Source organism: Bacillus sp. FSL K6-3176 (assembly GCF_038003325.1).
GTDB lineage: Bacteria > Bacillota > Bacilli > Bacillales > Bacillaceae > Bacillus > Bacillus altitudinis.
In genome coordinates, this window is sequence record NZ_JBBOOX010000001.1 from 2,699,657 (window position 1) to 2,717,812 (window position 18,156).

Annotated in this window: 20 protein-coding genes; 8 read left to right on the plus strand and 12 right to left on the minus strand. The window is 42.0% G+C overall.

Going from position 1 to position 18,156, the window contains the following annotated elements; translation table 11 throughout:
• Positions 1-116: 116 nt before the first annotated feature.
• Positions 117-392, plus strand: a complete 276-nt coding sequence (locus tag MHB38_RS14010) for a YtzH-like family protein (RefSeq protein WP_024719286.1) — start codon at positions 117-119, stop codon at positions 390-392.
• On the opposite strand, the gene MHB38_RS14015 is transcribed toward MHB38_RS14010, so the two are convergent.
• The 4 genes from MHB38_RS14015 to thpR form a co-directional block, all read right to left on the minus strand.
• Entirely contained in the window at positions 389-1,189 is an 801-nt protein-coding gene (locus tag MHB38_RS14015) for a phosphotransferase family protein (protein WP_205627782.1), read from the minus strand. The genes MHB38_RS14010 and MHB38_RS14015 overlap by 4 nt on opposite strands.
• A 284-nt stretch (positions 1,190-1,473) precedes the next feature.
• Positions 1,474-2,403 carry a YegS/Rv2252/BmrU family lipid kinase gene (locus MHB38_RS14020; RefSeq protein ID WP_046344241.1) on the minus strand — a complete coding sequence of 310 codons (930 nt, stop codon included), beginning with the start codon at positions 2,401-2,403 and terminating at the stop codon, positions 1,474-1,476.
• A 47-nt stretch (positions 2,404-2,450) separates the two neighbouring features.
• Positions 2,451-3,386: a hypothetical protein gene (locus MHB38_RS14025; RefSeq protein WP_017367870.1), complete on the minus strand. Its 936-nt coding sequence runs from the start codon at positions 3,384-3,386 to the stop codon at positions 2,451-2,453.
• A gap of 25 nt (positions 3,387-3,411) precedes the next feature.
• Entirely contained in the window at positions 3,412-3,963 is a 552-nt protein-coding gene (gene thpR / locus MHB38_RS14030) for an RNA 2',3'-cyclic phosphodiesterase (protein WP_025207818.1), read from the minus strand.
• 93 nt (positions 3,964-4,056) lie between these two features.
• Between thpR and cysK the strand changes: the two genes are divergently transcribed.
• Positions 4,057-4,986 carry a cysteine synthase A gene (gene cysK / locus MHB38_RS14035; protein ID WP_076822452.1) on the plus strand — a complete coding sequence of 310 codons (930 nt, stop codon included), beginning with the start codon at positions 4,057-4,059 and terminating at the stop codon, positions 4,984-4,986.
• A gap of 56 nt (positions 4,987-5,042) precedes the next feature.
• On the opposite strand, the gene MHB38_RS14040 is transcribed toward cysK, so the two are convergent.
• Together MHB38_RS14040 and pepV are read right to left on the minus strand one after the other, a co-directional pair.
• A complete protein-coding gene (locus MHB38_RS14040; protein WP_341003742.1) occupies positions 5,043-5,663 on the minus strand; it encodes a Type 1 glutamine amidotransferase-like domain-containing protein in 621 nt (206 codons plus the stop codon).
• A 27-nt stretch (positions 5,664-5,690) separates the two neighbouring features.
• Entirely contained in the window at positions 5,691-7,091 is a 1,401-nt protein-coding gene (pepV, locus tag MHB38_RS14045; RefSeq protein WP_017358328.1) for a dipeptidase PepV, read from the minus strand.
• Between the two features lie 94 nt (positions 7,092-7,185).
• Here pepV and MHB38_RS14050 point away from each other — a divergent pair, with 94 nt between their 5' ends.
• Positions 7,186-8,484, plus strand: a complete 1,299-nt coding sequence (locus MHB38_RS14050) for an NCS2 family permease (protein WP_025207822.1) — start codon at positions 7,186-7,188, stop codon at positions 8,482-8,484.
• A 369-nt stretch (positions 8,485-8,853) separates the two neighbouring features.
• Entirely contained in the window at positions 8,854-9,075 is a 222-nt protein-coding gene (locus MHB38_RS14055) for a DeoR family transcriptional regulator (protein WP_008356419.1), read from the plus strand.
• A gap of 66 nt (positions 9,076-9,141) precedes the next feature.
• Here the strand turns inward: MHB38_RS14055 and MHB38_RS14060 are convergent, their stop codons facing one another.
• On the minus strand, positions 9,142-9,858 hold the full coding sequence (locus MHB38_RS14060; protein WP_025207823.1) for a pseudouridine synthase: 717 nt from the start codon (positions 9,856-9,858) through the stop codon (positions 9,142-9,144).
• Between the two features lie 16 nt (positions 9,859-9,874).
• Positions 9,875-11,497 (minus strand): putative polysaccharide biosynthesis protein, encoded by a 1,623-nt coding sequence (locus MHB38_RS14065; protein ID WP_017358331.1) that lies wholly within the window; start codon positions 11,495-11,497, stop codon positions 9,875-9,877.
• 175 nt (positions 11,498-11,672) lie between these two features.
• Here MHB38_RS14065 and MHB38_RS14070 point away from each other — a divergent pair, with 175 nt between their 5' ends.
• The 4 genes from MHB38_RS14070 to MHB38_RS14085 all read left to right on the plus strand — a co-directional run bounded on the left by MHB38_RS14070 (position 11,673) and on the right by MHB38_RS14085 (position 15,470).
• Positions 11,673-12,944 carry a BaiN/RdsA family NAD(P)/FAD-dependent oxidoreductase gene (locus tag MHB38_RS14070; RefSeq protein ID WP_019743706.1) on the plus strand — a complete coding sequence of 424 codons (1,272 nt, stop codon included), beginning with the start codon at positions 11,673-11,675 and terminating at the stop codon, positions 12,942-12,944.
• Positions 12,941-13,138, plus strand: coding sequence for a hypothetical protein (locus MHB38_RS14075; RefSeq protein WP_019743705.1), 198 nt, complete (start codon positions 12,941-12,943; stop codon positions 13,136-13,138). Before MHB38_RS14070 ends, MHB38_RS14075 begins: the two co-directional genes overlap by 4 nt.
• A gap of 140 nt (positions 13,139-13,278) precedes the next feature.
• Positions 13,279-14,811, plus strand: coding sequence for a glycine betaine transporter OpuD (opuD, locus tag MHB38_RS14080; RefSeq protein WP_341003746.1), 1,533 nt, complete (start codon positions 13,279-13,281; stop codon positions 14,809-14,811).
• Positions 14,812-14,945: 134 nt separating this feature from the next.
• Positions 14,946-15,470 (plus strand): CbrC family protein, encoded by a 525-nt coding sequence (locus MHB38_RS14085; protein ID WP_224558588.1) that lies wholly within the window; start codon positions 14,946-14,948, stop codon positions 15,468-15,470.
• Positions 15,471-15,501: 31 nt separating this feature from the next.
• Here MHB38_RS14085 and MHB38_RS14090 read toward each other — a convergent pair whose 3' ends face one another.
• The 4 genes from MHB38_RS14090 to MHB38_RS14105 all read right to left on the minus strand — a co-directional run bounded on the left by MHB38_RS14090 (position 15,502) and on the right by MHB38_RS14105 (position 18,149).
• On the minus strand, positions 15,502-15,684 hold the full coding sequence (locus MHB38_RS14090) for a sporulation protein Cse60 (RefSeq protein WP_003217582.1): 183 nt from the start codon (positions 15,682-15,684) through the stop codon (positions 15,502-15,504).
• Between the two features lie 101 nt (positions 15,685-15,785).
• The gene (locus MHB38_RS14095; protein ID WP_017358336.1) at positions 15,786-16,097 is read right to left on the minus strand and encodes a rhodanese-like domain-containing protein; all 312 of its coding nucleotides are present in this window, start codon (positions 16,095-16,097) and stop codon (positions 15,786-15,788) included.
• Between the two features lie 54 nt (positions 16,098-16,151).
• A complete protein-coding gene (locus MHB38_RS14100; protein WP_138826285.1) occupies positions 16,152-16,835 on the minus strand; it encodes a YesL family protein in 684 nt (227 codons plus the stop codon).
• Between the two features lie 24 nt (positions 16,836-16,859).
• Positions 16,860-18,149, minus strand: coding sequence for a Gfo/Idh/MocA family protein (locus MHB38_RS14105; protein ID WP_138826287.1), 1,290 nt, complete (start codon positions 18,147-18,149; stop codon positions 16,860-16,862).
• Between the last annotated feature and the right edge of the window lie 7 nt (positions 18,150-18,156).

The following is an 18,156-nucleotide window of genomic DNA, read 5'->3' on the forward strand; positions in this document are numbered from 1 at the left end:
TATCCGCACATATGAAAAAGACCAGCTGCTATTTGGGCTGGTCTGCTTCATGTATAAAATCAAAGCTGAATGCACAGTTTAACCACATAAATGACACGCTTGAAAGGAGCATACGTATGGGATTAAACCGCCAACATCAGCTTCAATTAATCAAAGATATTTTAACTGATCACCAGCTGGATTGCTGCGGGACTGTTGCAGAATATGAACAGGTGGGACGCGTGATTCAATTAATGCTGGCAAAAGAAGATTTGGATGCTGACGTTCGTCAGCTACTAACCGATATTTATGATTACAGCCAAAAAGGCACTTCTGTCAGTTCAATTGATGCACATATCGAAGCGCATCAATCGCATCTATCTGACTGGGTCGAGAACATTCCACTGTCTTAATGGATGTTTAACCGTTTTAAGAGTGCATGTAGCTCGGCTTGCACTTCTTTTTGCGCCTTTTCATTTCCTTTTCTTTTATGCCAAACGACAAACGATACGGTTTCAGCCAGCACATACCATGCCATGCGTTTTCGCAAGTTGTCAGTCAGCGGAGCACCATACATAGAGAGCCAGCTTTCCCAGTTCTCTTCTTCAACATAATGGTATAAGAGCGGTCCAAGATCAATCGCTGGATCTGCAATCATTGCCCCATCCCAATCAATTAAAAAGAGCTGATTTTCATCTGTCAGCAGCCAATTATTATGGTTGAGGTCACAATGGCATACGACCTTATCCTCGAAATGAACTGCCTCCACATGTTTCTCTAAATACTGGATAGCACGCGTGATATCATGTGAGTCAATCTGCTCTTTTAAGATCGATGCCTTGAGATGCATCAAGATCGATGCCGGGTCAAGCGAGTGCTTTTCTAATCGTTTCAGCATATCGAGCAGCTCTTTTGATGTATGAATTTTTCTTAGCTGCTCCGCTACAGGACGGTCATTCATGTCCTTTGGCTTCAGCTCTCTGCCGCTCAGCCAGTGCTGCGCAGTAATGACATCCCCATTTTCCATCCGTTTTGTCCAGACAAGCTTCGGCACAATGCCTTCAGCTGACAAAACCGCAAGAAACGGTGACGTATTGCGTTTTAAAAATAGCTTTTGGTCATTGTGTGTTGCGAAGTACGCATCTCCCGTAGCGCCTCCAGCAGGAGAGATGTGCCATTCGCTACCTAATATTTGTCCCAACCAGTTCATATCAATTTTCAACCCATCATTTCTTAAAATATTTTAAATCATGCTTTTTTAGTCGACAAAATTCAGCCGATTGAGATCAATTGGCTGTTTATTTTTTATTTATATGATCATAAAAACAAAAAGGACAGCTATTGAGAATGAGATGCTAAACAATAGCCGTCCTATAGATTTTATCGCTACCTTCTTATACTCGTCAAGCAAAACTAGAAAATCAGGACAAGAACCTTATGAAAAAGGAAGTCTTTTTTCATGTTTCTTTTGCTCGTGCGCACACTGGCTGCTTCTTAGCCACGTAATTTTAACGATCGCTCACTAGCCTTAACAAACACTGGAGTGGCGCCAATCACTTCTCCATCGGCATGAAATAGGATTTTTTCATCTGCCTCCAAGTAGGCTTCTTCATGCTGAAAAAGGGTGACTCCCTCCATTACAAGGTGCTTTTTAAAAACCATTGCACTTAAAAATAAGAGGACTTTCAATGGATTCAAATCAGTGACAACGATTGTTTGAAATCCTGATTGCCTCGCACTTGCTTCCGGCGCTGCTTCCAGCCCGCCTCCATAATATGGGTGATTACATACGATCACAAACCACACTTGGCGAAAAACTTTTCTCTCATTTTCAATAAAAAGAGCAAGGTCAAACGGTTTGAATGACCATAACGAATGTAGAAAAGACAGCGGGTAGATGATAAACCCGAGTTTGAGTCGATTGAGCCACTTTTTCCCTCTAAAATGGACCGTTCTCTTCAAGACATGTGCATCAAACCCTACACCAATATGATTGAGAAAAAGAACAGATTGCGGACTTTCTGCATGATCTTGAAAGGAGCCGAGAGAAAATGTTTTCGTCAACATCCTCTTTTGTTTTTTCACTTCTTTGATCACATCATGACGCTGGATGCCCAGCCCCTTCGCTGCATCATTCCAATGACCTGCTGGGACAAAGCTTAGCTGCACATGATCGATTTCTTTTAAACCATTTAGCACTTCATGAAATGTGCCGTCACCGCCAATGACGATCAGCCGTTTCAATCTGTCGTCTTGCATAGCGCTAATCTGTCTCGCCAAAACTTCGGCATGTCCTTCATGCTGGGTAAGAAACGATCTGTAGGAGATCTCTACCTTTTGTAATTCTTTCTCTATGCTTCTCCAAGTGCGGAGTCCTTTTCCTTGTCCTGCTGCTGGATTGACGATAAAGTACCATTCATTCATATATTAGCTCCACTCAGGTCTCATTTTTTGGTGACCTTGATATGCCTTTAATCGAGCCATTCCTGCCTTCTTTTGCTGTCTGATTCACCATAAGCAAGCAATGCCTTTGTCGCTTTGAATTGCTGGTGCTTTGTCGGCGCGGTGTTTTTCCGTTGCTTGTCAAACCAATCCTCCGCTTTCTTCTTATCGACAACCTCCATCCCGAATGGAACTTCGGGCAAATCAATATACGAGGTGCGGCTGATGAGGATTTTTTTCACAGGAAGTTCTACACCACTTTGCTGTAAAATTTTTGACACAACAGTTCCAGAGCGCAGAAGGCTTGCACAAGGGTTTAAAACGGATTGAACAGCTTTTCCCGTCGCCCGCTTTTCCCAAAAACGTTCCTTCGATCCAATATATACGCTGTCTGGCTCTGCTTCTAAGAAAGATAAACAGATGACTTCAAGCGGCGTAATGAGCACTGGACACAATTCCATCTCAGCTTTTTGAATGAGCAGCACCGGCTTGTACATCACAAAATAAGAATCTGGCAGCTGCCTTGCAAGCATCCGCAGCTTTTCATCATATCGAATGTGATGGGAGACAGTTGAAATATGAGAGATCGTCGAGCTGGCCCATTTTAATTGAACATCGTAAAGATGATCCTTAAAAAAGTGAATCAGCTTCGTTTCATCGGTAGGAACGTTTGTAAAGACACCTTGTTCTATATCTGTTGGCTCGTTAAAAAGACTCAGGTCCCGTTCCTTTTTCATATCGGCTTCTTTTTGCTTTCTTTTTAAGGAGAATTTCTTTCTCTTTTCTTCCTCTTGTTCAGGTGCTTGCTCGGTGGCTTGGTCAGCCTGCTTTTGCACCTGCTCTTTGGAAGCCTTTTTTAACTCGTCCCATCTTTGTTTTTTCAACCGAATAAACTGATTGATGTAATGATGCGGGTCTTGTTCATATCGTGATATATAATCTTGGATTTTAATAATTTGCGCCATCTGCTGCTCACTCCAACCTCTAGAATCATTTATGTAATGTAAATTGTTTGATCGCGTGATAACGTGGGGTTTCTTTTAGACGAATTTCAAATAAAGCGATACTAGAAACCTCCATCGAATATGGTTCTTTCCGTAAGGGCGCTTGTTCTATATAGGACTGTTCTCTATTCCATTTGCGCGCAATCGTCATGTGTGGATGAAAGGGTCTCTTTTCGACAGGATGACCTGCTGTCAAAACGGTTGCTTTCACCTTTTCTCTTAGATCCATCAAAGGCTTACTTTCACTAGGCTTTGCAAAAAAGACTCTCGGGCGCTCCTTTTGACCAAATATTCCTACTTCATTCAGCTTGAGCGGGAAAGCAGACACCTCATGAGACAGCTGTGCAAGTAGCTCAGAAATCTTATTTAAACGGTCCTCTGGAATCGCACCTAAAAACACAAGGGTGACATGATAATCAATGGGTGCTGTCCATTTTTGAAAGGACAGTTCGCTCCTCTTGTCTATATCCGCTTTCATTTGATACGCGAGTTGTTCAGGGATTGGAATCCCGATAAAATAATGACGGCTTTCGGCCATATTTTCACCTGTCCTTTTTAACAAACTTTACGAATCCCCATTGATGATAGTATAACTAAAGTAATGCGGAATGAGAAGAAAGGGTGTCACATGATGAAGGTTGCACAAAATATAGCTGAATTAATAGGTCATACACCACTTGTAAAATTACAGCGCCTTCAGCCAGAACATGGCGCTGCTGTTTATTTAAAACTGGAATCATTTAATCCTAGCGGAAGTGTAAAAGATCGGGCTGCTTACAATATGATCCTTGAGGCAGAAAAACAAGGAAAGCTCACAAAAGGGGCAACGATTATTGAACCAACGAGCGGGAATACAGGAATTGGCTTAGCGATGAACGCTGCAGCAAGAGGATACAAAGCCATTCTGATCATGCCTGATACAATGACCCAAGAAAGAATCAATATTTTAAAGGCATACGGCGCACAGGTCGTTTTAACCCCGGGGGAGGAAAAAATGCCAGGCTGTATTCGCAAGGCAGAAGAATTAGCTGCTCAAATTCCTAATAGCTTTATTCCCATGCAATTTGACAACGGTGCGAACCCTGATGCTCATAGAGGGACAACGGCTGTAGAAATTATGGATGCAGTGCAACAGATTGGACAGCCGCTTGCCGCTTTTGTCGCCACTGCTGGAACGGGCGGAACCATTACAGGCACTGGAGAGGAACTCAAGAAAGCATTCCCGGAATTGACGATACGTGTGGCAGAGCCAAAGGGGTCTCCTGTTTTATCAGGCGGGAAACCTGGCAAACATAAGCTTGTTGGCACAAGTCCAGGATTTATCCCACAAATTTTAAACGAACAGGTGTATGATGAGATTGTGCAAGTGAGTGATGAAGATGCTTACGACATCACACGAAAGCTCGCCCGTCTTGAAGGTATTTTAGTCGGTCCATCATCTGGCGCGGCATGCTATGCAGCGATTGAAGCAGCCAAGCAAATGCCAAAGGATCACATTGTCATTTGTATGACAGCAGACACGGGTGAACGTTATTTATCAAGTGATGTGTTTCAAGATTAAAAAAGGAACAGGGCGTATGCTCCTGTTCCTTTTTCTTCGTTTCATATGAACAACTCCTACAAGACCATCTTGACCTCAGTCTGTTCGCCTGTCACAAGTAAAACTTGTTCATCAGTGAGCGGGCATAAAGAGAGCGTATTTTGATCTTTCTCTATGATGTGCTGCGCGGCTTCACCTAAATAAGGATTGTTTATATGCGGTACCGGATAGCTGTTGATCTCATCGAATCCTTCAAAGGAGGATAACTCTAGTGCTTTCTCCTGATCATCCATCAGTGAGATGTATTCAATGCTTGGCGCCATGATAATACTCCCCGCGGATTCTCCGATATACAGCTTGCCTTTGCCGATCTCTTCTTTCAATACACGATCGAGTCCGTGCTTTCTTAATTCTTGCAGCAAATAAAAAGTATTGCCGCCAGATACATAAATGACATCATTCTTTCCAATGATCTGTGTGATCTCCTGAACCGTTTGCCCGGTCAGCTGAACAGTCTCTACACGCATTTCTAATTGATGAAAGGCTTCTTTTGCTGCATCGACATAGTGCGTGACTTCTTCCACTTCACTGGCTACCGGAATGAATGTCACACTTTTTCCTTTTAAGGTGTCGCCTGCAAAGTCAGACAAGAGAGAATAGCTGTCTTTGAATGAAGAGCATAAGAACATTTTTTTCACGGTGAATCCCCTCTTCTCTTTCCTTTTTTATTTCGCCAATTCATACATGGCTTGTGCATATAGCGCAGTTGCTCGTAGTAAATCATCGATTTCGATATATTCATCCTTTTGGTGTGCGCAATCAGGTCTTCCAGGGAATAGAGGGCCAAAGGCAACGCCTGCTTCTAATGACCTTGCATACGTTCCTCCCCCAATCGCAATAAGATGAGCAGGATCTCCTGTTTGTTCTTCGTAGACACGCTGTAATGTTTTCACAAGTGGATGGTCTTTTGAGACGTGATGAGGAGGACTGTTATCAAATTTCTCAATCGTTGCCCCTTTTATTCGTTCAATCCCTTTTTTGACTTCCTCACCGTCCGCGGTTACGGGATAGCGGACATTCAGTCCAAGCTTCGCTTCTTCGTTTTGCGAATAGCGGATTGTGCCAACATTCAAGGTCAAGTCACCACTAATATCATCTTTACAAGCGATGCCGAGTTTTTGTCCTCTTGTGTCTTGATCAAATAAGGCATTAATTTGTGATGTAAAAGCGAGCCCTCTTTCATCTAATTCATGCGCACATAAGAAATTCGCCATATGAATGCCCGCATTTGTGCCATTCGCCGGCTCCATTGCATGAACTGATACACCTTTTAATGTGAATGTCAGTCCATCTGCTGTATGGTTTGTCTCACCGGTTAACTGATTTTCCGCAAGATAGGCTGCAAAAGCCGTTTTTAAGGCTTCAGCATCGTGATCGTTTGCTGCTGCCACAATCGCGCGAGCCTCATCTGGGACCATATTGAGACGCATGCCTGATGTGAATTGCTTGAGGATGTAACGCTTGTTTTCTTCTGATTGTTCGTATGTAAAGGATACGATGGCATCTATGATCCCTTTTTCAGCATGAATAATTGGAAAATCAGCATCTGGTGCAAAGCCAATTTGCGGCATCGCCTCATGCTTGAAATAGTGATCGACGCAGCGCCAATCGCTTTCTTCATCTGTGCCAATGATGATTCGAATCTTTTTCGACAGCGGCAGACCGGCATCTTTTAACATTTTCAATGCGTAAAACGCCGCCATGGTCGGCCCTTTATCATCAATGGCTCCTCTTGCAAAGATTTTATTTTCTCTTATGTCCGCTGAAAATGGCGGGGTTGTCCAGTCGTCTCCCGCAGGCACGACATCCACATGGCATAGCACACCGACGATATCTTCGCCTTCTCCATATTCAATATGACCAGCATAACCATCAACATTTTTCACTTTGAAGCCCTCGTCCTGCCCTTTTTTGAGCATATACTGAAGAGCCTCATCCACTTTTTCACCGAACGGTTTTCCTGCTGTGCCGCCTTCTTCATCCAAGACACTTTCAATTTGTAAAAAAGATTGTGTATCCTGAATCAAATTGTCTTTTTTTCGTATGACTTCTGCTTCCCAATTCATTTTTCCATTCCTCCTTGAAAAAAGGTTGCAATCCACCCTTAAAACGAATATTATATTAAGTGTTTTGTAATAATGTTCGTAAATGGAGGATTTTATGTTTCAGTTAAAAGAGAACCAAACCAACATAAAGAAAGAATTACTCGCTGGTATGACGACATTCTTTACGATGGTATATATTGTAGCCGTCAATCCAGGAATCCTTTCAGATGCAGGCATTCCTTTTGACCAAGTTTTTACTGCAACCATTATCGCTGCTGTTGTCGGTACCCTTTGGATGGCACTCTTTGCAAACTATCCGATTGCCATTGCACCAGGTATGGGGCTGAATGTCTATTTCACCGTCACTGTTGTCGGTGGTGGGGGTCTCAGCTATCAAACAGCATTTAGTGCGGTATTTGTTGCTGGAATACTCTTTATCATTTTATCGTTAACATCCCTTAGAAAACAACTCATTGAGGCGATTCCAGATAATTTAAAGTACGGGATTACAGCAGGTATCGGATTATTTATTGCATTCATTGGGCTAAGACAGTCTGGAATCATCACTGCTGATCCACAAAATCTTGTGAAGCTTGGCAATTTAAGCTCACCTGTTGTCATTTTGACACTCGTTGGTTTAATGATTTCTGTCATATTAATGGTTCTTCAAGTGAATGGAGCGCTGTTTATCGGCATGTTAGCAACCACGTTAATTGCACTTGCAACAGGCCAGCTTCATTTTCCTAAAGTGCTAGTGGATACCCCAGCACTGCCTGAAGGAATGCTGATTACAAATCCATTCGCTGCGTTTGGCGATGTATTTTCCCATCACTTGTATGCTGTTGTCTTCTCCTTTTTACTTGTGACGATTTTTGATACAACAGGAACAATGATCGGGGTTGCGGAACAAGCAGGTTTAATGAAAAATGGTCAGCTCCCAAAAGTACGCAGAGCCTTACTTGCTGACTCTGCTGCGACGACAATTGGCTCAATGTTTGGAACAAGCCCAACCACAGCTTACATTGAATCTTCATCAGGAGTGGCTGCTGGCGGAAGAACTGGACTGACCTCTTTAACCGTTGCTGCATTGTTTATTGTGGCTTTGTTTTTTGGTCCGCTCGTTCAAGCCATTTCGTCTTTGCCGTCCATCACTTCACCTGTCTTAATCATTGTCGGCTGTTTGATGATGAATTCAGTGTCACGTATTCGCTGGAATGAGCTTGACGAAGCATTTCCTGCTTTTCTTGTGATTCTTTCCATGCCGCTGACATCTAGCATCTCTACAGGAATTTCACTAGGATTTATTTCATATCCACTTGTGAAGCTGGCAAAAGGAAAATGGAAAGAAGTGCATATTCTTGTGCTCATTTTTGCCGTCTTATTTTTCTTGCAGCTCTTTTTCTTAGAAGGATAGCCAAAATAAAAAGACACATTTCTCATTTGAATGTGTCTTTTTTGTATGAATGATTTTTTATTTTGTAAATTTTCTGTGTTTATTTTTTGATCTTTCTTAAGTGGTAATTTTCTTTATACGCCTTGTGTTTATTGGGTTGTAACCGGATTCAAATCATGATATATAACATATTTCAATTCATGAAGACAAGTTTAAAAACACGTAAAGTTGACTTTTTGGTGGAACTAGATGCATAATAACGTGTATAATAGAATAAAACATTAAGAAACACGAACATTTACCATTGTTGCATGTCCTTATTTCGCAGTTTTAGTGTAGTAAGTTGTGGTTAGTCAAGTCCATCCGATCTTATTGATAGGGAGTGGTTTTTTGAAACCTTCAACAAACCGTATGATGACTCGAATAAAATCAGTTTATATGTTCATTCAAGAGAAAGGTCTTGTGACGACACAAGAGCTGGTTGATGAATTCGGGATCACACCTAGAACCATCCAAAGAGACTTAAACGTGCTTGCCTATAACGATCTTGTTCATAGTCCAAGCAGAGGCAAATGGGAAACAACGAGAAAAAAAGTAAAAATATCATCATAAGCGAATAATGAACTTCCATATAACAAAAAGAACCGGCGGATGCCGGTTCTTTTCTTTTTCTCTATATTAATCACGATTGATTAAGCTGTCTAACTCTTCTTCCGTCAATTCACGGTATTCTCCAGGCGCCAAATCTTCGTCTAATGAAACAGCCCCCATTGAGAGCCGTTTTAAAAAGATCACTTCATTGCCCACTGCTTGTGCCATCAGCTTCACTTGATGGTACTTCCCTTCAGTAATCGTTAAACGGATTCGTGTATCTGCCTCTTGGTTGGCATCTACTTCAACCTTCGCCGGCTTCGTTCGGTAGTCGTCTAAAATCACAACTCCCTCTTCAAGACGAGTGATGTCTTGATCTCCAAGCGGGTATTTTAGATGAACTTCATACGTTTTCGGAACATGCTTTTTCGGAGATAACAATTGATGAGCAAGCTGGCCGTCATTTGTAAGGAGGAGGAGACCAACTGTATCCTTATCCAGTCTCCCCACAGGGAATGGCTCCCTTGCCATATCCTCTGGCTCTAGTAAATCAACAACCGTCTCATCTCGCAGATCCTCCGTTGCTGAAATGACGCCATCTGGCTTGTTCATCATGAGATAAATGAATTCTTTATACTCTACACGCTCTCCATGCACGAGCACTTCATCATTTGTTGGATCGACATGATCTTTCACCTGCTTCGCCACTTCTCCATTCACTGTGACAGCCCGGGCCTTGACCAGCTTCTTTACATCTTTCCTTGAACCAAAGCCGGTATTTGCCAGCAATTTATCAAGCCTCATGCTTCTCCACCTCTTCTTAACTCTTTTTTCTTAAAAATGACGGCATCCGGCTGCCAAGTACACGCTCTAACAATCCAACTTTATAAGATAAGAACATATACACACCGCCGCCAGTGATCATTGAAATCAAAATAACAATACCAGCTTGTATGATTCCGCCTTCATATGAAATGACTTGACTCACAAGCTGACATGTCACATAAGCCACTACAGCCATGATTGCCGTTAAAATACCAATTAAAATAAACCGTTTGAAAATCCTGCGGAACGAATAGCCTGCATGGCGCTTGATCATGATGAACATATATAAAATCGAGGCACTGTAGCCTAATGCCGTTGCAAGCACAGAACCGTTTCCTTGCAGCCAGCTAATCAGCGGGATATTGAGAACCGTTTTAATGATAATCCCTAACAAAAGACTGACGATCGCAAATTTTTGTTTGTTAATCCCTTGTAAAATCGCTGCGTTAATGGTGAATAAAGAAAACAGTAACGCAACAGGTGCATACCAAAACAAAATAGAAGTCCCAATCTCAGGGTGCACAGACGGATAGAAAAACCAATAAACTGGTCCAGCCAATGCCGAAATGCCAAATGAAGCAGGCAGAACGAAGAATAAAATGACCTGCATCGTTTGATCAATTTGCCGATTCAGCAGCTTGTAATTTCGCGCTGTAAAGGATTCCGTTATGGTTGGAATCAATGTTAAACCAAATGCAGTTGCAAGTGACACAGGAATCATGACAAGCTTCGGTAAATATAACGTCACAATAGACAGAACCGCTGTACTAATATCCTGATGTCCTGATGCAATCATCGCTCTGTTAATTGTATTTGTATCAATATAAGAATAAATCGGAATGGCAAGTCCAACAAACACATAGGGTGCTGCATAACTGAAAAGCTCTGTAAACATTTGCTTATAAGATAATCCAGAATAGTCCCCTGTATTCGGCTGCATTGCCAAAAGCCGATCTTTCCGCTTCAGCCAATATAAATAAAGCGTAAATAGACCGCCAAACGCACCAATGAGTGCGGCAAATGTGGCATAACCAACCGCAATAACAAGACCGCCGTCAAGCACTTTTAAAATGATAAACGTCGCTGTTAATAGGAAGATGATTCTGACAAGTTGTTCGATGACTTGGGAAACAGCTGTCGGGCCCATCATCGAGTGGCCTTGGAAAAACCCTCGCACAAGACTCATAATGGGTACAACCAATAGACCCAAACTGACCATCCGAATCACATAAACCACTTGATCAACCGTCAAACCGCCAGTTTCATTCGATCCTCCAAGCTGAATCTTGGCAAAGATCGGTGCGGTCAAATATAAAATAGAAAAGGCGATAATACCGGTGACAAGCATGACCGACATACCCGCCCTGAACATTTTTCTTGTTGTCTCATAATCGCCGATTGCATTATATTTAGAGACGAATTTCGATACCGCTGTTGGAAAACCGAGCGTAGCAATACTTAAAAAGATCGTATACTGATTGTATCCATATTGGAATAGCGCACCACCAGTCGCTCCGACCATTGCGCTAAATGGAATTAAGTAAATCATACCAAGAATACGAGAGAGATAAGTCCCTATCGTTAAAACCAACGTACCACGAAGCAGTTTATTAGACATGCGCTTAACCACCATTTTTCTAATGAATATTCAACTTAACTATTTTAACACATCATTTCATCGCACAGGTAACAAATCCAATACAGAAGTCACAAAACCAATCAATTCATATTTCAGCCTTCCCCAATCTTCGTTATAATAGAGAAATGACTGAAAGTAGAAAGAGGAATGTAACATGAAACATTATGATGTCATTGTCATTGGCGGTGGACCTTCTGGACTGATGGCCGCGATTGCATCGGCAGAACACGGTGCATCGGTTCTGTTAATTGACAAAGGAAACAAACTTGGCAGAAAGCTCGCCATTTCTGGCGGTGGACGCTGCAATGTGACCAATCGCCTTCCAGTAGAAGAAATCATCAAGCATATTCCCGGAAACGGCCGTTTTCTATATAGTGCATTTTCTGAGTTCAATAACGAGGATATTATTTCGTTCTTTGAAAATCTAGGTATTGAACTAAAAGAAGAAGACCATGGACGTATGTTCCCTGTCTCAAACAAAGCACAATCTGTTGTGGATGCCCTATTAGATAGGCTCCGCGTGCTCAATGTGACCATTCGAACGAATGAAAAGATTAAAACCGTTCTGTATCAAGACGGACAAGCAGCTGGAATTGTTACAAATAATGATGAAAAAATTTCAAGTCATGCCGTTGTCATTGCTGTTGGCGGGAAAAGTGTGCCGCATACAGGCTCTACTGGCGATGGCTATGCATGGGCAGAAGCCGCTGGTCATACCATTACAGAGCTCTTCCCAACAGAAGTACCCGTCACGTCAGACGAGCGTTTTATTAAGGACAAAGTGCTTCAAGGTCTTTCATTAAGAAGTGTGGCCGTGAGTGTTTTAAATAAAAAAGGAAAACCCGTCGTCACTCATGTCATGGATATGATCTTTACACACTTTGGCTTATCAGGTCCTGCCGTTCTGAGATGCAGCGGATTTGTTGTGAAGGAACTGAAAAAGCAACCGGCCGTCCGTCTTCAAATTGACTTATACCCAAAGCTCAATGACGAGGAGCTATTCCAAAAGCTTCATCGCGATCTAAAAGATGAACCAAAAAAAGCCATTAAAAATGTCCTGAAATCTTGGATGCAAGAGCGCTATTTATTGTTCCTTTTAGAACGAAATGGCATTGATCCGCAGGAGACATTTTCTGGTCTCGCTAAAGATAAACTGCGCGCTTTTGCTCATGATTGTAAACATTTCATCGTCCATGCAAATGGGACGCTTTCTTTAGATAAAGCCTTTGTCACAGGAGGCGGCGTTTCTGTCAAAGAAATTGAACCGAAGAAAATGGCATCCAAAAAAATGAACGGTCTTTATTTCTGCGGAGAAATTTTAGATATTCACGGTTACACAGGCGGTTACAATATTACGTCAGCACTTGTGACAGGCAGGTTAGCTGGCATGAATGCCGCACTAGAAGTAAAGGAGAGATTCCAATGATTAGACGCGCACTTCCGATTGTCCTTGCAGTTGTCATTAGTTTGACAGCCGCTTTCTTTATGAAGCTGTCCATTACCCCGTTAAAAGTCGCCATTGTTTTAGCGTTTACGATTTTCGCTGTTTGTTTAAAAGAATATGTCTACCGTCTGCGCAAACGAATTGAAGAAAAGTCATCTTCACATATCGATGGTTGATAAATGGAAGGAAAACATGTTACGGTAAAATAGAGGTCGAGTGAGAAACTCGCCTCTTTTTGTTTGAAAATAGTTGAGACAGGGGATATTAAATTAAATCCTCTGCTTAAACGTGTAGAACAACAGGAGAGTGAGATGGTGTGAAAAACGTATCAAGTGTATTTTGGATTGTGATTGCTATCACATTTATTGCCGTTCTATGGGGAGCCCTTTCTCCAGATACGCTGCAAAATGTGACAGATCAAATTCAAACATACATTACAAATGACTTTGGCTGGTATTATTTATTAGTCGTATCGCTGCTAGTCGGCTTTTGTCTATTCTTTATCTTTAGCCCTATCGGAAAAATTACGTTAGGAAAGCCAGGTGAAGAGCCTGAATTTGGTCTTTTTTCTTGGTTCGCCATGCTGTTTAGTGCTGGAATGGGCATTGGGCTTGTTTTTTACGGAGCCGCTGAACCGATCAGCCACTTTGCCATTCAATCCCCAACAGGCGAGACGGAAAATGCACAAGCCTTCCGTGATTCCCTTCGTTATACCTTTTTCCACTGGGGACTTCATGCATGGGCCATTTATGCAATTGTCGCCCTTTGCATTGCATACTTTAAATTTAGAAAAGATGCACCTGGATTAATCAGTTCCACCTTATACCCAGTATTCGGAAACAGAATTCATGGATGGATTGGAAAAACCATTGATTGCATCGCAGTATTTGCAACGGTGGTCGGTGTAGCTACTAGTTTAGGACTAGGTGCCGCACAAATTAATGGCGGATTAAACTATTTATTTGGAATTCCAAATAACTTCCTAACTCAGCTCATTATTATTGCAATCGTCACGGTCCTGTTCCTCCTCTCTGCTTGGAGCGGTATTGGTAAAGGGATTAAATATTTAAGTAACACAAACATGATTCTTGCTGCATTACTCATGATCTTTTTACTCATTGTTGGACCAACTGTGTATATTTTAAATTCATTTACTGATTCAATCGGACAATACTTATCAAATATTGTACAAATGAGCTTTAGATTATCACCAAATGATCCTGAAAAGAGAGAATGGATTAATGGATGGACCATCTTCTATTGGGCATGGTGGATCTCTTGGTCGCCATTTGTCGGTATTTTTATTGCAAGGGTTTCACGCGGGAGAACCATTCGAGAATTTTTAATTGGTGTCTTAGTGGCTCCTTCCATCCTCGTGTTCCTTTGGTTCTCGATCTTTGGTGTATCTGCAATGGACTTACAACAGAACAATATCGTCGATGTTGCAAACATGTCTACTGAAACGATGCTGTTTGGTGTTTTAAATGAATACCCACTCGCCATGATTACATCCATTCTGGCACTGATTTTAATTGCGGTATTCTTTATCACATCAGCAGACTCAGCTACATTCGTTCTCGGAATGCAGACAACCTATGGATCATTAAATCCATCCAATAGTGTAAAGATCAGCTGGGGTATTATCCAGTCAGCAGTAGCGGCAGTGCTCTTATTTTCAGGCGGTCTTGAAGCCTTGCAAAACACAGCCAAACTTGCTGCTTTACCGTTCTCTGTTGTCATCATTTTAATGATTGTATCCCTGTACAAATCATTAAATGAAGAACGAAGAGCGATTAAACAAGCAAATAAGTACAATAAACCAAGAAGTCCAAGAGTAAAAAAAGCATAATCATCACAAGAGAAAAGTCGTTCCTCATCCGAACGGCTTTTTTTTCTCGTTGAAATAATTGAAGATTGTCATGACATCGCGTATTCCGATAAAATAGTGTTGAATCATCACTTTTCTACATAATGGAGGTTTATATGACGTTACCTACGTTCAAGTACAACCCAGACCCAGTTTCATTACATGTAATTAAAAAAGAGCAGACGATATGCCCCGTTTGTGAGAGAGAACGAGATTATGTATATCATGGTCCCTTTTATTCTGTTGAAGACGTTTCTGGCATTTGTCCTTGGTGCATTAAAGATGGATCAGCTGCTCAAACATATAATGGAATGTTTCAAGACGATGTGAGTTGTGATGACGTCGATCATGAAGAATATATAGATGAACTGATCTACAGAACGCCGGGTTACCGCGGATGGCAGCAGGAATATTGGTTAAGCCATTGCGGGGATTTTTGCGCGATTGTGCAGTATGTTGGATGGAAAGAGATTGAGCATTTAGAGGAAGAACTCTCAGAGGATATTGAAGAGATTTGCAGTGGTGGACATTTCACAAAAGAGAACCTGAAACAATGGCTCGTGAACGGAGGAGACTTGCAAGGCTACCTCTTTCAATGCGTTCACTGCAAAAAGCATCGTTTACATATTGACGCTAGTTGATCATGTCAAAAGGACCCTTCAGCAGGTCCTTTTATTTTTTATATAAAATGAGCGCTGAAAAACAGTAGAGCTGCTCTCCTCCTTGCTCACAGATCACCGCCACATTGTATTTGATGTCAATAATTTGGTCGTCGTCCATTCCTTTTAAAAAAAGATTGATTTCGCTTTGCAAATCTTTCTCGTGTTCTTCATCAAATACAGCTACCTTCAGCACATATGCCACTCTCCCTTCTCTTGCTACTCTATTTTTATGCAAATAGAGACGGACATATGAACAAAAAAAGCCTTCCATCTTGTCGATGAAAGGACTTCTTTTTACAGCTTCGGTTTTGTTTCTCCTGTCCATGCAAGCATGCCGCCAACGACATTGGTTGCTTGATAGCCTTGGTCTTCTAAGAAATAGCAGACATTCTCACTGCGTTTACCAGAACGGCAAATAATATAATACTCTTGCGTCTTATCAAACGCATCTAGCTTCTCAGGAATATCGCCCATTCGAATATGGACTGCCTCTGGAATCATGCCTTCTGCTACCTCTTCATCCTCACGCACATCGACGAGCTGAATGGCTTCTTCTTGCTCTAGCTTTTGCTTTAATTCTTCTATTGAAATTTCTTTTACAGACACGACTCTCATCTCTCCTTTTAATCACGGTGACACCATTATAGCAAATCATACACGTCACTGCGTATTCACCCGCTTGGATTGAAGGAAAGACGGGAATCGTTTCTTCACATCAACTGCCGGCTGTTCGCTTTCAAACTCTATCTTTTTAAACACTTGATAGGCTAGCCACATGTGGCCATATGCGAGAATGCTGATGCTAAAAAACGGCACGATCCCTGGCAAATAAGCAAATAGGATAAAGAGAATAGCCGAGAAAACGAGCATAGAGAGCGTATATTGCAAATACGAGATGCCAAGCAGAAGGGAAAATTTCAAATAAAGACGCTTTTTCCAATCATAATGAGCCAGCAGCGGAAAGATATAAAACAAGCTGACAATAAACAGGAAACCAAAGATATAGATCGCAAAGCGAAGCACGTGTAAAAACCAGCTCGTTGGATAAATATAAGCAAGGTCTACATAAATAATTGTCCCGATGATGACCAGCACCACTCCAATGACATTAGAGCGTACAAATTCTTCGCGGTATACTTTCCAAAAGGTTTGAAAGACGCTGACTTGCTCATGCCCTTGTATCCACTTTCTCATCACAGAAAATAACGCTGTTGTTGCAGGCATGAAGCCAAAGATTCCAAGCCCAAGTAAAGTGAACAAAAGCCATAACAAATTCGTATAACCAAGTCTCATCACCCACTCACACATGCGCAGCATTCTGCTCATTGATCCATCATGATCCATCTCTCGTCCCTCCTCTCTTTCTCGTTACACCGTCTCTTTTTGAAACAATTCTTCTATTTCAATCGGGCGTTTTTCTGCAACTGAGCGCCACATGCCTTCGCCAAGCGCAATGGAATAAGCACCCGCCTCTGCTCCTGCCGAAATGTCATAAGGAATGAGCGGATCTTTTCCTAAAAATAAATCTGCTAATAATAGCGGATCTCCGCCTCCATGACCACCTGATTGCTTCACAACTTCAATCGTTTCTTTTCCACCAAACATCGGGTAGTATGCAATTGTCTGTTCAGGGAATTGAAATGGGATTCTCGATGGCACATGAAACTCATTTGTTTCAATCCGTCCCTTCGTCCCGTTAATTGCAAGCCGGTAGCCTTCATATGGCGCTGAAAATTGAATCGAGTAACTTAACAAAGCCCCCTGATCATAAGCCACTGACGCCACGTATGTATCCTCAATATCAATTTCTTGATCAAAAATACAGGCATCCGGGCGATAATTCGAGTATTGCTTTGACTGCTGCTCACCTGATTCAATATGGTCATCCTCCACCTTTGTGCGCTCTACCCGCGGATTCCACCTTGCTTCATAATGACAGGTATCTCTTACATGACACGTTCCACAATATCGATTCTCTTCACCCTGCAAAGGATTCCAAGGACTTTCATCCCCATAATAATTCAGTGCGCCATAGGCAAATACTTGCTTCGGCTTTTGATCAATCCACCAGTTGACCAAGTCAAAGTGATGGGTCGATTTATGAATAGACAGACCACCTGAATATTGACGCGAGCGGTTCCACCTTTTAAAATAACTGGCTCCGTGATACGTATCAATGAGCCAGCTTAACTCAACAGACGTGACCCTGCCAATCTTTCCATCTAAAATAAGCTCTTTTATCTTTCGGTGGAATGGACTGTAGCGATAATTAAAGGTGACGGTGACCTTCCCTTTGCTTTCTGCCTCTTTTTCCATCACCTCTTTGGCGTCTTTTGCTGTTGTGACCATCGGCTTTTCCGTTATGACATCCAGATCATGATCCAGTGCCTGCAGGATATATGTGACATGTGTATCATCTCGCCCCGCCACAATGACGATATCTGGTCTTGCTTCCTTCACCATCTGACCAAATGCATCCTCATGAAAAAATGAGACGCCCCTTAGTGATGGAAAACGCTCCTGACAAAGTGTATACCGCTTCTCATCTACATCTAGGAGCCCTGTAATCCTGTAATGCTCATTGAAATCCTCGGTGAGCGGTTTGATAAACATATTGAAAGCACGGTGACTGAGCCCGCAAACGGCGACCCTTTTCACATTCCCC